Here is a 14,391-nt window from a genome sequence, read left to right on the forward strand (position 1 = left end):
GTCAATGGTGAATCTGTTTCACAGTGAATTATTAGTGAAGGTTACCATTGACATTTGACTTGCGCAGCAAAATTGATCAGCGACTTCAATTGTAAAAGTGAACTGTCAATGGTGAATCTGTTTCACAGTGAATTTATTAGTGAAGGTTACCATTAACCTTTCACTTGCGCAGCAAAATTGACTATTGACTTTAATTGTGAAAAGTGAACTATCAATAGTGAATCTGCTTCACAGTGAATTATTAGTGAAGGTTACCATTGACATTTGACTTGCGCAGCAAAATTGACTATTTACATCTTATATCCACCCTGTCCTATCCTTCTCAGGAATAAATGTCCAGGCCAGCATTCTGCTTATCTTTTGCCCCTGAGCCATATCAATGGTTTTAATTTCTAATGCTTTGACTTTTTTTAATAGTGTATTGAGCTTATATAGATTATCTTTTTTAGATACTAAACATGTGAACCAAAGGACCTGTGAGGAATACTGAACACTTTCTTCAATCATTTTTGAGATAAAAGCCAGTTCGCCTCCTTCACACCATAATTCGGATTGTTGTCCTCCAAAATTAAGAAGAGGCTTTTTAGACTTTGATTTATTGATATTCTTTGTTTTTCTAAGGTTTCCTTTCAGTGCAGATTCTTCGGAATCATGAAAAGGAGGATTACACATAGAAAATGCAAAACGGTCTCCAGATTCGATAATATTTTTAAAGATATGATTGGAATCAGGCTGTTGTTTTAATGGAATAACAGATAATAAATCCGGGTTTTGATCCAAAATACACCGTGCATTTTCCAACGAATCCTGATTAATATCTGTTCCCATCATCTTCCATCCATAAGATCTGTGAGCCAGTAAGGGATAAACAAGATTCGCTCCTGTTCCGATATCTAACCCTGACACAGAAGTCCCTGTCGGGATTTCAGGCTGCTGTTCGGCGATAAGATCGGCAATATAATGGATATAATCAGCCCGTCCGGGAATAGGAGGACAAAGATTGGTTTCGGGAATATCCCAGTTTTTGATATGGTAAAAATGTAAAAGTAATGCCTGGTTAAGCAGTTTTACCGCTTTAGGAAGACTGAAATTAATGGTCTTTGTTTCGTAAGCATTAACGAAAACATAGTGCTTCAGTTCTGGCACACAAGAAATAAGCTGATCAAAATCATAGGGATTGCGATGCAGATTTCTTGTGTGCAGACTGGATTTTTCAGTAGACATTATTTATTTTTTCTGACTCAGAATATATTCTACCATTTTTTTGGCATCTTCTTTAGATACCTGTGGATGGGCAGCCATCGGAACGCCTCCCCAAACTCCGCTCCCGCCTTCTATGATCTTGGAAGCCAGCAGCTCAATATCTTTTTCAGAATATTTTTCTGCGATCTCCTTATAAGAAGGTCCTATCATTCTCTCATTCACGGCATGGCAACCTGAACAGTCTAATGTTTCGATGATCTGGTCACCTGAAAGATTAGCTTTTGCCGGTTCCGAAACAGCGGATGTTTCGGCAGGCATACTTGGTACCTCCGTGTTTTCTTTTTTAGAACAGGAAAGGATCAGAAATCCTATAGTTCCTGCCAAAAGGAATTTTTTCATTATTTTTTTGCTGCGGTAGAATCTGTTTTAGCAGCCTCAGGAGTAGCTGGTGCAGGAGTTGTTGCAGCAGCCGGAGCAGCTGTTTTAGCTGTAGAATCTACTACTGTTGGAGCATCTGGTTCCGGCAGCATTGTGTTGCTGTCCTGTAAATTATGATCCGGTTTCTTAGAGCAGTTTACTACGAACAAACTCCCAATGAATGCAATTGCTAATACTTTTTTCATTATTTTTTCTATAAAATTTAGACAAAAGTATAAAAAATAAGCTTTTAAACTTATGACTTATCTCCACATTGCACACATTTTTCAAGAAAATTAATGATTAGATAATGATTATGTCCTTCGATAATTTTAAATTTAGGGTATGATTTTTATATCCAAAATTCTGTTTTTCACCAGTCATCATGGTTTTTACACGGTGATCATACTTTTAGTATTCTTTGGTTTACTTTCTTATGTTACCAAAAAAGCATGGTTTCTAGCCCCGATTCTTCCTCTCGCCATTCTGAACGGTGTTGCAGGACAATATCTGAATGCCTGGTTTTTAAATAAATACGGCGTAGAAAGTACAGCCGTTATCACCTCCGATGTAGAAACCAACTCTACCCTGAATGAGATGTATATTCATGATTATGAAGCTATTGTAAAAAAAAAGGACGGAAAATATGTTTCAACTTATTTTTCAACAACAAGTGCTACTATTTATCCAATTGAAAATGCCATCAGAATCCCCAGAACGGAACAGTATTTCCCGGTAAAATATATTCCGGGATATGAAAAAAACATAGTAATCCTGTATTATCAGTCTGAAGAAGGAAACGCTTTGCTGCAGTATGAAAAGATGGCTCCGGTAAACTCCGCAAAGATCAAATATGAAGCGGACAGAACGAATAAAGAGTTTATTGAAGAATACATTTCAGCTTTAGAGGATTATGTAAGTTCCTATAACAATGACGAATACAAAACAAAAATTGAAGAATTAAAAAAGGAATTAAAGCAACTTAAATAAAAGATCTCCATATTAAGTTTTTTTATTTTTGGCCGTTTTTTGTTTTTATATTAAAAAAATTTCTACATTTGTACCATGTTTAATATGAGCAACAATATTTGGTGGTGGCTTTCAAACTCTTCGTCGGGTCTGGAGGTATTGTCATGTTGCTAATGAGATAGCAGAATAATTAAAATAAACAATATATAGGCTTTGACGGATTCCGTTGAAGCCTTTTTTATTTAATCCAAAACAAAAAATACAAGTCAGATGACCACTCAGAAAATAAAAATAAAGACCGGTTCTAAAAAAACACTGGGAGACCTTTATACTCCAATGAACATCTATCTTCAGATCAGGGACAGATTCCGGGATACCATCCTTCTGGAAAGTTCGGATTCTAAGAATATTGATAATAATTTCTCTTTTATCGCAGTGAATGCCGTTGCAGGAATTGAGGTTAAAAATCTTACTGAATTTGAAATCAAGCTGCCGGGCTCAGATCCCGTAAAGCAATTGATAGCTGAACGAAATATAACGGAGATTTTTGAGGAATTCCAAAGCGTTTTTGAATGTGAAACCACGCATGATCCTATTGAACAGACAGCGCAAAGCCTTTTCGGATATACAAGCTTTGAAGCCGTACAGTTTTTTGAAGACATCAGCTTAAAGCCACAGAGTCCTGAAGTAGAAATTCCTATTCTTCGTTACAGACTTTACCAATACGTTATTGCCATCAATCATTACAATGATGAGATGCACATTATCGAAAACCAAATCCCGGGGTTAAAATCTGAACTTTATCTGTTGGAAAACCTGATCAGAAATCAGAATACTCCGGTCTATCCTTTCGAAAAAATTGACAGCGAAACTTCTAATCTTACCGATGAAGAATATATCGAACTGATAAAAACAGCCCAGAAACACTGTATGAGAGGTGATGTCTTCCAACTGGTTTTAAGCAGGAGGTTTGAACAGAAATTCAAAGGGGACGAATTCAATGTATACCGTGCCCTTAGGAATATCAACCCTTCTCCCTATCTTTTCTTTTTCGATTACGGAAACTATAAATTATTCGGTTCCAGTCCCGAAAGCCAGCTGATCATCAAAGACAACAAAGCTGTCATTCACCCTATTGCAGGGACTTTCAAGAGAACCGGACATCTGGAAACTGATCTCCAGTCTATTGAGGCTTTAAAAAATGATCCGAAGGAAAATGCAGAACATACCATGCTGGTAGATTTAGCAAGAAACGACCTTGGCAAACTAGGCAAAAATGTAACTGTCACCAAACTGAAAGAGATCCAGCTTTTCTCCCATGTCATCCATATGGTAAGCGAAGTTACTGCCGATCTTCCGGAAAACATCAATCCTCTTGATATGGTTTCCGCTACGTTTCCACAGGGAACTCTAAGTGGTGCTCCCAAACATAAAGCCCTTCAGCTTATCGATCAGTATGAAAAAGACTCCCGAGGTTATTACGGAGGATGCATCGGAATGATCGGATTAAACGGAACCTGCAACCAGGCCATTATGATCCGTACTTTTTTAAGCCGGAACAATACCCTTTATTATCAGGCCGGAGCCGGACTGGTGGCAAAATCTGTCCCTGAAAATGAGCTGCAGGAAGTGAATAATAAATTAAATGCGCTGAAAAAAGCAGTTGACAAAGCAGGTAAAATAGTATTGAGTTAACAGCAACTTTCAACTCCTACCCAACAATAAAAAAAACAAAAAATGAGCAACGATATAAACCAACCAGCAACTCCTAATCAACTTAAAGTTCTGGTTTTTGATAACTACGACAGCTTCACCTATAACCTGGTTCAGATCATTGAACGAATTCTGGATCAGAAAGTAGATGTAGTAAGAAATGATCAGATCACTTTGGAAGAGATCGGGAAATATGATAAAATTATCCTTTCGCCAGGTCCCGGTATTCCGGAAGAGGCAGGAATTTTGCTGGATCTGATCAGGGAATATGCCCCTACAAAAAGTATTTTAGGCGTTTGTCTCGGACAACAAGCTATTGCTGAAGCTTTTGGAGGAAGCCTGATCAATCTTTCTGAAATTTTTCATGGGGTGGCTACTTCTGCCGAACTGGTTAAAGAAAACACTAAAATTTTCAAAAACCTAACTTCAGGAATGGAAGTGGGAAGATACCACAGCTGGGCTGTCAACCCGGAAGGCTTTCCTGAAGAACTGGAAATTACAGCCATAGACAAAGATGGAATGATCATGGCACTGCAGCATAAAACCTATGATGTACATGGGGTACAATTCCACCCTGAAAGCATTTTAACTCCTGACGGGGAAGTGATAATCAAAAACTTTCTTTTACATTGAAAACTACAGAAACACCTATAAAAGCACCCCAGATGAAAGAAATCCTCCAATACCTGTTCAATCATCAGACTTTGTCCAAATCGGAAGCAAAGGCAACAATGATCGAGATCGCACAGAATAAATTCAATTCTGCAGAAGTCACTGCATTTATCAGTGTTTTTCTGATGCGGAATATTACCTTAAAAGAACTGGAAGGTTTCAGAGAAGCACTTCTGCAAATGGCCGTTCCCGTACATCTTGACCATCACGATACGATGGACATTGTAGGAACCGGAGGCGATGGCAAAAATACGATCAATATATCAACGCTGGCAAGCTTTGTCGTTGCGGGAGCTGGACAGAAAGTTGCCAAACACGGAAATTACGGGGCATCTGCTACCACAGGATCATCCAATGTCATGGAAGAACTTGGTTATCAGTTCAAAAATACTTCAGACCAGCTGAATAAAGACCTTGAAAAAGCCAATATATGTTTTCTGCACGCTCCGTATTTTCATCCTGCTCTTCAATCTGTAGGTGCTTTGAGGAAAGCCTTAGGACTTAGAACGTTTTTCAATTTGTTGGGTCCGTTGGTCAATCCTGCGAAACCTAAATATTCCGTAATTGGAGTTTATAATCTTGAAATTGCAAGAATTTACCAATACCTCTTGCAGAAAGAAGAGCGCGAGTTTATCCTTGTACATGGCCTGGATGGATATGATGAAATAAGCCTTACCCAGGACAGCAAGATTATTACGAAACATGGTGAAGAAATTTATTCTGCCCGGGATCTGGGATTTGATTCTGTAAGTCCGGAAAGCATTAAATCGGGAGAAACCCCTCAGGAATCAGCTAAGATTTTCAGGAATATCCTGGAAGGAAAAGGTGCGGCACAACAAAACGCTGTGGTTCTTGCCAATGCATCAACTGCTCTTTTCCACACAAAAAAATTCGGAACCTATGAAGATTGCCTTGCACTGACAAAAGAAAGTCTGGAAAGTGGAAAGGCACTAAGAAGCCTTGAATTACTGGTAAATGGCTAATATTTGATAATTAATTAGTTGCTAGCTGCTGGTTATTAGTTGATAATAAAAATTTAAACTCTTCTCTGGCATATCTAACCTCTAATTTCTAACCTCTAACTTCTAGTTAAACAATGACAATACTTGATAAAATTATTGAAAGAAAAAAGGAAGAAATTACCGTTTCAAAAGCAAAAATTTCAATTGATCATCTGAAGAATTCTGATTTTTTTGGAAGAAAAAGTTTTTCCCTGAAAGAATCTATCAAAAATAAAAGTGGAATTATTGCTGAATTTAAAAGAAAATCTCCTTCAAAAGGGATTATCAACGATCAGGTTCAGCCTTTAAAAGTCGTTTCTGCCTATGAAAACTTTGGAGCATCCGGAATTTCTATTCTGACTGATACGGATTTTTTCGGAGGAAGCTTTGATGATATTTTGAATGTAAGAAATCATATCCATATCCCTATTCTCAGGAAAGATTTTATGGTGGATGAATACCAGTTTTATGAAGCCAAAAGTATCGGTGCCGATGCCGTTCTACTGATCGCAGCCTGTCTTTCTCCAGATCAGGTTTTGGAATTTACAGAGCTTGCCCATCAGCTGGATATGGAAGTCCTTCTGGAAATTCATACAGAAGATGAGCTGAATCATTTCAATTCTAAAATTGATCTTGTCGGTATCAACAACAGAAATTTAAAGGATTTTAAGGTTGATCTTCAGCATTCCGTACTTTTAAAAGACCAGCTTCCGAAAGATGTCTTATCCATCGCAGAAAGCGGCATTTACAGTACAGAAAATTTCAGGTACTTAAAGGAAAAAGGATTCGACGGTTTTCTGATGGGAGAATATTTTATGAAAAATGAAGATCCGGCAAATAAATTCGCTGAATTTGTTTCTAATGTAGCCATATAACAGTTTATCAATCTAGCAATGAATAAAAACCTGCGGCCAAAGCTAAAAGTTTGTGGATTGACCCAATTAAATCAAATTCATGAGCTGATTTCCCTGAAAACAGATTTTCTCGGTTTTATTTTCTATGAAAAATCACCAAGATATGTTTTGAATCATTTGAGTCTGGAAGATATTTCGCAAATCAATCATTTGGGAAAAACAGGAGTTTTTGTCAATGAAACCATTGATAAAGTTACCGATATCGCAGAAAAAGCAGGGTTGAATATGATTCAGCTCCATGGCGATGAAAACGAAGATTTTATGATCGGCTTAAAACAAAACCTTAAACCTGAGATTAAAATCATAAAGGCTGTCAGGGTCGGAAATAATGATCAGGAAACAAAGGAAAAAATAGAAAAAACAATTAGCTCTCACGTTTCACTTGTTGATTATTTTCTCTTTGATACGGACAGTAAAGCATTCGGAGGAACGGGAAATCAGTTCGACTGGACCTTATTGAATGAGTTTGAAATCCCACTTCCTTATTTTTTGAGTGGTGGTATTTCAGAGGAAAATATTGAAGGCATCAGTCTTTTGAATAAGAAGCCTTTTGTCATAGATATCAATTCAAAATTTGAACTGGAACCGGGAATTAAAGACCTGGAAAAAATAAGAAAATTCATTTCTAAACCGTTTTAAAAGAACGGCTAAAAAATACACATAAGATGATGAACATCCATCTGCTAAAAAAAACATTTTATAAAACCTTATTTCCGCCTAAATTCGGGAATGAAAAAATTCAGGCTCTGTACAATTTTGTTTCACAGAATGACAGCGATGCAGAGAACTGGACTATGGACAAACAGTTACAGGAGTTTATAGACATTATCAAAATTTTTAACGGTGATGATATCCAGTATTTCTTTGAAAGAATAGGTCTTTGGAACAGCTATTATCTCGTGATAATTTCTGACAAATTTTTAGATATTCACGTCAAAACAAATGTGAAATATGACCTGGGAAAGATTTATGCTAAAATTTTTCTGCTTTATGAAGATTCCGATCCTTATTTCTTAATTGACAATCTGGAAATTGCCGTTACCATGTACGACTCAAAAATAGATGTTGCCACCTTAATTGACCTGATCAGTAAAATTGAATTACTGCATCATAAAAAACTGATCACCAGACAGCAACGGAATTATTATATACAATTTATCAACAGCTTAACCGATGAATTATCAAATTAAAAAGTCAAGTGAATTAACGGATCACGAAACACAACATATTTTAAACCTTTGGGAAGTCCCTGAGTGGAGTGGGATGACCCCGTCAGATTTCCGCAGTTTTTTTAAAAATTCGGAATTTCATTTTATATCAGGATTTGAAGATGAAATACTAGCAATGATCCGCCTTAACTTTGACTTCATCTTAGAGATTTCAGGAAAGCAGTATTCTTTTGCTGAGGCTGTAGGACTGGTTTCTGCTCAGAAAAAAAGAGGATACGGATCACAGCTGGTTCAGTCTTTTAAAGAAAATCTGATTCAAAGGAAAATTGAAACCATAGGCTTCTGTTTTGCTGATCTTCGCCCCTTTTATCAACCATGTAATATTGAAATTCTGGAAAACAAGGCCAAAGCTATTCTTGAAAATAGTGAAAACAGATGGATCAGCTCTGAAGACGATGATATTTTGATTTTTAATGGTTCCGGAGAAACCAGGGAGCTCCTCAGACAGCTTAACCCGGAAAAAAATGCTTATTTAATAACTAAAAACAATACAATGAATTATAAAAACCCTGATGAACACGGATATTATGGAGAATTCGGAGGAGCTTTCATCCCTGAAATGCTTTATCCGAATGTAGAGGAACTGCAGAAAAACTATCTTAAGATCATAGAGTCTGAAGAGTTTCAGGATGAGTATCAGGACCTGCTTAAAAATTACGTCGGACGTGCTACCCCACTCTATTTCGCTAAGAATTTAAGCCAGAAATACCATACTCAAGTTTATTTAAAAAGAGAGGATCTCAACCATACCGGAGCCCATAAGATCAACAATGCCCTGGGACAGGTTTTACTGGCAAAACGTCTTGGTAAAACCAGAATTATTGCTGAAACCGGAGCCGGGCAGCACGGTGTGGCCACAGCTACAGCCTGTGCCCTTCTTGGCCTGGAATGCATCGTTTATATGGGAGAAATTGACATTCAGAGACAGGCTCCTAATGTAGCAAGAATGAAAATGCTGGGTGCAGAAGTGATTCCGGCAACCTCTGGCTCCAAAACCCTGAAAGACGCCGTAAATGAAGCGCTTAGGGACTGGATCAATAATCCTGTGACTACTCATTATGTGATCGGAAGTGTGGTGGGTCCCCACCCTTTTCCGGATCTGGTTGCCAGATTTCAAAGCATTATCTCAAAGGAAATCAGGGAGCAGCTTAAAGAGAAAATCGGTAGAGAAAATCCTGATTATGTGATTGCCTGTGTAGGCGGCGGAAGCAATGCAGCAGGAACTTTTTATCATTTTGTAGAAGAAAAAGAAGTGAAGATCATTGCTGCAGAAGCTGGTGGATTGGGCGTAGATTCTGGAAAATCTGCAGCCACTACTTTTCTGGGAACCTTAGGTGTTCTTCATGGAAGCAAAAGTCTTGTGATGCAAACTGAAGATGGTCAGGTGATCGAACCCCACTCTATTTCTGCAGGTCTTGATTATCCGGGAATCGGGCCTTTCCATGCTCATTTGTTTAAGGAAAAACGGGCAGAGTTTTTCAGTATTAATGATGAGGAAGCTTTACAATCTGCTTTTGAACTTACAAAACTGGAAGGAATAATTCCTGCATTGGAAAGCTCACATGCGCTGGCCGTTTTAGACAAAAAGAAATTCCGTGAAGAAGACATTGTCGTGATCTGCCTGAGCGGACGTGGGGATAAGGATATGGAAACGTATTTGAAGAATTTGTAAAATGTCGGATGTAAAATGTACAATGTATCTCTACGTCCTTACTTTGCACATTATACTTTGTACTTTTTACCTTTTACATTATACTTTAATACAATAAAAAAATGAAAAAACTAAATATATACTTCACAGCAGGAATTCCGCAATTGGAAGATACCGCTGATATTATAAAACTCATTCAAAATTCTGGTGCTGATATGATGGAAATCGGGATGCCCTATTCAGATCCCGTAGCAGACGGTCCGGTGATCCAACAGGCCCACGAATTGGCACTAAAAAACGGAATGACCATTGAAAAACTGTTCTCTCAACTGAAAACAGTGAAAAATGATATTCATATTCCGATTATCCTGATGGGATACATCAATCCTGTTTTGAGTTTTGGATTTGAAGAGTTTTGTCGTGAATGTTCGGAAAGTGGTGTTTCAGGACTGATCATCCCTGACCTGCCTCCTATTGAATTTGAAAATAATTACCAGCAGATCTTAAAAAAATACAACCTTAATTTTACGTTTCTGGTCACTCCTGAAACTTCTAATGAAAGGATTCTGTATTTAGATTCTTTAAGCTCCGGATTTCTGTATGCGGTAAGTTCCTCATCAACTACAGGAAATGACAATGCTGTTCTTAAAAATGAAAATTATCTTTCACGGCTGGCGTCACTACATTTAAAAAATCCGGTGATGATAGGATTCGGTATAAAATCCAAGGAGGATTTTGAGAATGTAACAGAAAAAGCATCCGGCGGAATTATCGGAACTGCCTTTGTCAATACCCTTCTGAACCATAAAGACTGGAAGAATGCTGCCATAGATTTTATCCATGCTGTAAAAGGGTAAAATTCACTAAATTTGTATGTCAAAAAATGGTATGAGATCGTAATTTCATATAACCATTGCAAGAAAACAGACATCAACGTATGAATACACATCAAAATAAATCGGTAGAATTTGAAGATCTTGGTATAAAAGAATATCAGCCTGCCTGGGATTATCAGGAAAGCCTGATGAAAAACATCATTGATACCAAGATAAAAAACCGTGATTTGCCTGCAGAACAACACATCACGACTCCAAATCACCTGTTATTGGTAGAGCATCCTCATGTTTATACATTAGGAAAAAGCGGTCATGAAGAAAATATGCTTGCGGGTATCGACAAACTGAAGGAAATAGATGCTACTTTCGTGAAAGTGAACCGTGGCGGAGATATTACTTATCATGGATACGGACAGATCGTTGGCTACCCGATTTTGGATCTTGAAAACTTTTTTACAGATATTCATTTGTATATGAGAAATCTCGAAGAGGTGATCATCCGGGCCATTGGTGAATTCGGTATTAAAAGTGAGCGTTCCCCGGGAGAAACCGGTGTATGGCTGGATGTGGGAAAGCCTTATGCCAGAAAGATCTGCGCGATGGGTGTAAAAGCCTCGCGATGGGTTACCCTTCATGGTTTCGCATTGAATGTGAATACGGATATGCGGTATTTTGAATATATTATTCCGTGTGGTATTAAAGACAAGCAGGTGACTTCTGTAAAAAGAGAGCTTGAAAGAGAACTTTCACCTGAAGAAATGGAAGACCTGAAAGGAAAGATCAGAAAGCACTTTGCAGAAGTTTTCGGAGCTGAACTTGTCCATAAATAATAAAAATTTTACCAGAAATAAAACCGGCCGTAATTCTACAGTCGGTTTTTTTATTTACAGATGAATCATTATTCTAAATTCTAACTTTTTTTATTTTAAAGTTTTCTGATCCTGTATTATTTTAAAACTTATTTTTGGTTTCTTATAATATCAAACCAAGCCCAAACTTTTAAGTCCAATGAAACCAGTTATCAGAATCTTCTGCGTTACAGCATTTCTTTTTTCTGCATCCGTATCGTATGCCCAAAGCAAAGATGACTATGCCAGACGCATTGACAGTTTAATACAATCTCCAACTTCTCCCAGGCCATTTAACGGGGTCGTTCTGATCACGCAAAACGGAAAAATAAAATACTCAAAAGCCTATGGTTTCGAGGACAGCCGGACGAAAGTTCCATTGAAAATGGATGACCAGTTTGAGATCATGTCCAATACCAAACAGATCACTTCTGTATTAGTATTAAAACAATTTGAAAAAGGAAAAGTAGATCTGCAGGCTCCGATCAAAAAATATCTTCCTTCCCTGACACAGCCATGGGCGGATTCGGTTACTGTTCATCAGCTCTTAAATCACACCCATGGAATTGTTGATTTAGAAAAACCTTTACTGTTTAAACCCGGTACAGAATTCAAATACGGAAATCTGTCTAATATTCTTTTAGGAAAGATCGTTGAAAAGACTTCCGGTAAATCCTATATCCGGCAGGCTACTGATCTGTTCAAAGAACTTCATCTGAAAAACACATTCTGCTATTCTAAAGATAACCGCAGAAATCTTGTTTCGGGACATATGAATAAGGATAATAATTTTACTCCTGTTGAAAATTCATTTATTACCAATGAAAATATGCCTGCTGACGGTGTGATTACCACAGCAGAAGATATGGCAGCCTGGAATTCACTTCTTCATAAGGGGAAAATTCTGAGCTCTAAAAGTTATAAGCTCATGACTACACCTTCCACATTGTCACAACACGATGTATTTGGAAAAGAGAAATCCGGTTACGGTTATAATATGCGTATTGTGAAATATAATGGCATTCCTTATTTGGGACATACAGGTCTTGGTGATGGTTTCGCATCTCTGAATGTTTATGTTCCCGGCTCTGATGTAAGCATTATTGTTATGGAAAATCAAATGAGTGAAGACAGTAATTTATATTATTATCAGGAAGCACTGATCAGAAATATTGTTCTGGAAAGCAGCCTGATCAAAAATAAATAATTAATTTTTAAAATAAATCATCCCGCTCATTCTACTGTGCGGGATTTTCAATTTTTATGACTATCGGAACTGTTCTTACATATTGATAATGAAAATCCACTCAAACACCCTTAAACACAGATATAATTCAAACTTATGTTAAAATAATTAACATTTTATTGAAAAATAGTTTGCCGGTATTTTATTTTTATTTACTTTTAATATCACAATAAAGTGAACTATTTTATAATAGATTCAGATCAAAAGATGACACACCAAAAACTTAGAGCAATATATTACTAACCACCAAACTATGAGAATTATGAGAAATTTTTTGTTATCAATGATGGTATTTGTGACAGCCCTGTCACTGAATTCCTGTACAGACTCCAGCGCAGAACAGCAGATGAGTCAGAATGAAACCAGCAACAAAAACCTGACGGATCTGGGAAAAACAGTTCCGGTAGGGATAGACGACGAGAACGGTACCCTGAAAGTATCATTCATTGTTACGGCCCAATTCTATACGATAGCGCCTACAAAAGAAAATGAAAAGTACATCAGCCTGATCAGGGAAGCGGTAAAAAACGAATCTCCAATCCAGGTTTTTATCAAGCCTAACACGCATGAAATTGCGAAAGTAGAAAAAGGAAGTGAGGAGGATATCCGCTTTTTCAAATCTGCTTATACCAAAGAGGTTAAAAGTGAAACGAACAAATTAACAAGTGTTCTTCCCAATGTAGCAACATTAAACAGCATGTTTGCCCTGATCAAAAACCAGGCTTGCGGTACTTCTACAGCCTCTTCACCATGCATTACATTCAGATATCCGGTAGACGGATGCTATGCCAGAGCTCACAAAATGAGACAGATCCTGATCAATAACGGCTACGACTGTGAGAAGCAGTTTGTATACGGAAACTTAAAAGCCTCTACAGGTACTTGTTGTGTAGCATGGAGCTATCATGTTGCGATCCTTGTAAGCTATAAAAATGCATCGGGTGTTACAGAAAAAAGAATCATAGATCCTTCCCTTTTCCCGAGCGGACCTGTTACGGATACTGCATGGAGAAATGCATGTATCAACACCAGCTGTGGATCTGCATCGGTTTCTTCTTACGCGAATACAGCAGGAAATGTGTATTACAGAAGTCCTACCAATTCTTATCTGTATGACAATAATTTAGTGAACACGAATTGCGTCCTGACGATATTCTCACCATATTCCGGATGCTCACCATCACCGGCTCCAAGTGTTGCAAGCTGTGGATTCTAATTAACATAAACGCTTCTGCCATTTTTTATCATAACTTAGTGACAGAAGCTGTTTGCCAAATATTTTTTTATGAAAATCTGGACTTATATACTAATAATATTATTTATGATCACATCCTGTTCCGGCAGCTCAAGTTCACAGAACCTGACCTGGTATAATAATTCAGTGATCACCAATGTAACTGAAGACCCTGAAAAACCGGAAGAATTCACCCGTATATCCATCGGAATAAGCCCACAGATTTTTTACTTGTCTAAAAAAGGAGCCAATTATAAAGCGCTTCTTGAAAAAACAAACCAAAGCCATAAAAGAGGAAAAGCTTATAATATAGGTATTGAAAATAATACGAATATTATAAAACAAATCAATGAAATTCCATAATAGATTTCCTTTCTGCAAAAATAATGTACTTAAAAATTGACTGAACAACATTAAATGATTTCCTTCAAATCCCCATCACTGATGATGGGGATTTC

At 37.4% G+C, this 14,391-nt stretch carries 16 protein-coding genes; 13 read left to right on the forward strand and 3 right to left on the reverse strand.

What is annotated here, in order from left to right:
• Positions 1–297 precede the first annotated feature (297 nt).
• The 3 genes from rlmF to V6R96_RS19360 are packed head-to-tail and all read right to left on the reverse strand — an operon-like array spanning position 298 to position 1,826.
• Positions 298–1,224, reverse strand: a complete 927-nt coding sequence (gene rlmF, locus V6R96_RS19350) for a 23S rRNA (adenine(1618)-N(6))-methyltransferase RlmF (protein ID WP_336379886.1) — start codon at positions 1,222–1,224, stop codon at positions 298–300.
• A gap of 3 nt (positions 1,225–1,227) precedes the next feature.
• Positions 1,228–1,602, reverse strand: coding sequence for a c-type cytochrome (locus tag V6R96_RS19355; protein WP_111957806.1), 375 nt, complete (start codon positions 1,600–1,602; stop codon positions 1,228–1,230).
• Complete coding sequence (locus tag V6R96_RS19360; protein WP_336379885.1) at positions 1,602–1,826, reverse strand: hypothetical protein; 225 nt, start codon at positions 1,824–1,826, stop codon at positions 1,602–1,604. Before V6R96_RS19360 ends, V6R96_RS19355 begins: the two co-directional genes overlap by 1 nt.
• A gap of 139 nt (positions 1,827–1,965) precedes the next feature.
• Between V6R96_RS19360 and V6R96_RS19365 the strand changes: the two genes are divergently transcribed.
• The 13 genes from V6R96_RS19365 (at position 1,966) to V6R96_RS19425 (ending at position 14,296) form a co-directional block, all read left to right on the forward strand.
• Positions 1,966–2,610 (forward strand): hypothetical protein, encoded by a 645-nt coding sequence (locus tag V6R96_RS19365; protein WP_336379884.1) that lies wholly within the window; start codon positions 1,966–1,968, stop codon positions 2,608–2,610.
• A gap of 249 nt (positions 2,611–2,859) precedes the next feature.
• A complete protein-coding gene (locus V6R96_RS19370; RefSeq protein WP_336379883.1) occupies positions 2,860–4,284 on the forward strand; it encodes an anthranilate synthase component I family protein in 1,425 nt (474 codons plus the stop codon).
• A gap of 42 nt (positions 4,285–4,326) precedes the next feature.
• Positions 4,327–4,935 (forward strand): aminodeoxychorismate/anthranilate synthase component II, encoded by a 609-nt coding sequence (locus tag V6R96_RS19375; protein WP_336379882.1) that lies wholly within the window; start codon positions 4,327–4,329, stop codon positions 4,933–4,935.
• Positions 4,936–4,967: 32 nt separating this feature from the next.
• Entirely contained in the window at positions 4,968–5,957 is a 990-nt protein-coding gene (trpD, locus tag V6R96_RS19380) for an anthranilate phosphoribosyltransferase (RefSeq protein WP_336379979.1), read from the forward strand.
• A 113-nt stretch (positions 5,958–6,070) separates the two neighbouring features.
• The gene (gene trpC, locus V6R96_RS19385; RefSeq protein ID WP_336379881.1) at positions 6,071–6,850 is read left to right on the forward strand and encodes an indole-3-glycerol phosphate synthase TrpC; all 780 of its coding nucleotides are present in this window, start codon (positions 6,071–6,073) and stop codon (positions 6,848–6,850) included.
• Positions 6,851–6,868: 18 nt separating this feature from the next.
• Positions 6,869–7,528, forward strand: coding sequence for a phosphoribosylanthranilate isomerase (locus V6R96_RS19390; RefSeq protein ID WP_336379880.1), 660 nt, complete (start codon positions 6,869–6,871; stop codon positions 7,526–7,528).
• 26 nt (positions 7,529–7,554) lie between these two features.
• Entirely contained in the window at positions 7,555–8,079 is a 525-nt protein-coding gene (locus tag V6R96_RS19395; RefSeq protein WP_111957828.1) for a hypothetical protein, read from the forward strand.
• 532 nt (positions 8,080–8,611) lie between these two features.
• Positions 8,612–9,790 (forward strand): tryptophan synthase subunit beta, encoded by a 1,179-nt coding sequence (gene trpB / locus V6R96_RS19400; protein ID WP_223558890.1) that lies wholly within the window; start codon positions 8,612–8,614, stop codon positions 9,788–9,790.
• Positions 9,791–9,891: 101 nt separating this feature from the next.
• Positions 9,892–10,626 carry a tryptophan synthase subunit alpha gene (gene trpA, locus V6R96_RS19405; protein WP_336379879.1) on the forward strand — a complete coding sequence of 245 codons (735 nt, stop codon included), beginning with the start codon at positions 9,892–9,894 and terminating at the stop codon, positions 10,624–10,626.
• An 80-nt stretch (positions 10,627–10,706) separates the two neighbouring features.
• Entirely contained in the window at positions 10,707–11,435 is a 729-nt protein-coding gene (gene lipB / locus V6R96_RS19410) for a lipoyl(octanoyl) transferase LipB (protein WP_336379878.1), read from the forward strand.
• 178 nt (positions 11,436–11,613) lie between these two features.
• The gene (locus V6R96_RS19415; protein ID WP_336379877.1) at positions 11,614–12,660 is read left to right on the forward strand and encodes a serine hydrolase domain-containing protein; all 1,047 of its coding nucleotides are present in this window, start codon (positions 11,614–11,616) and stop codon (positions 12,658–12,660) included.
• A gap of 301 nt (positions 12,661–12,961) precedes the next feature.
• A complete protein-coding gene (locus V6R96_RS19420) occupies positions 12,962–13,915 on the forward strand; it encodes a protein-glutamine glutaminase (RefSeq protein WP_336379876.1) in 954 nt (317 codons plus the stop codon).
• Between the two features lie 105 nt (positions 13,916–14,020).
• Entirely contained in the window at positions 14,021–14,296 is a 276-nt protein-coding gene (locus V6R96_RS19425; protein ID WP_111957838.1) for a hypothetical protein, read from the forward strand.
• Positions 14,297–14,391 lie beyond the last annotated feature (95 nt).

Origin of the sequence: Chryseobacterium sp. CCNWLW53 (assembly GCF_037083525.1) — a bacterium.
Classification (GTDB): Bacteria; Bacteroidota; Bacteroidia; order Flavobacteriales; family Weeksellaceae; genus Chryseobacterium; species Chryseobacterium lathyri.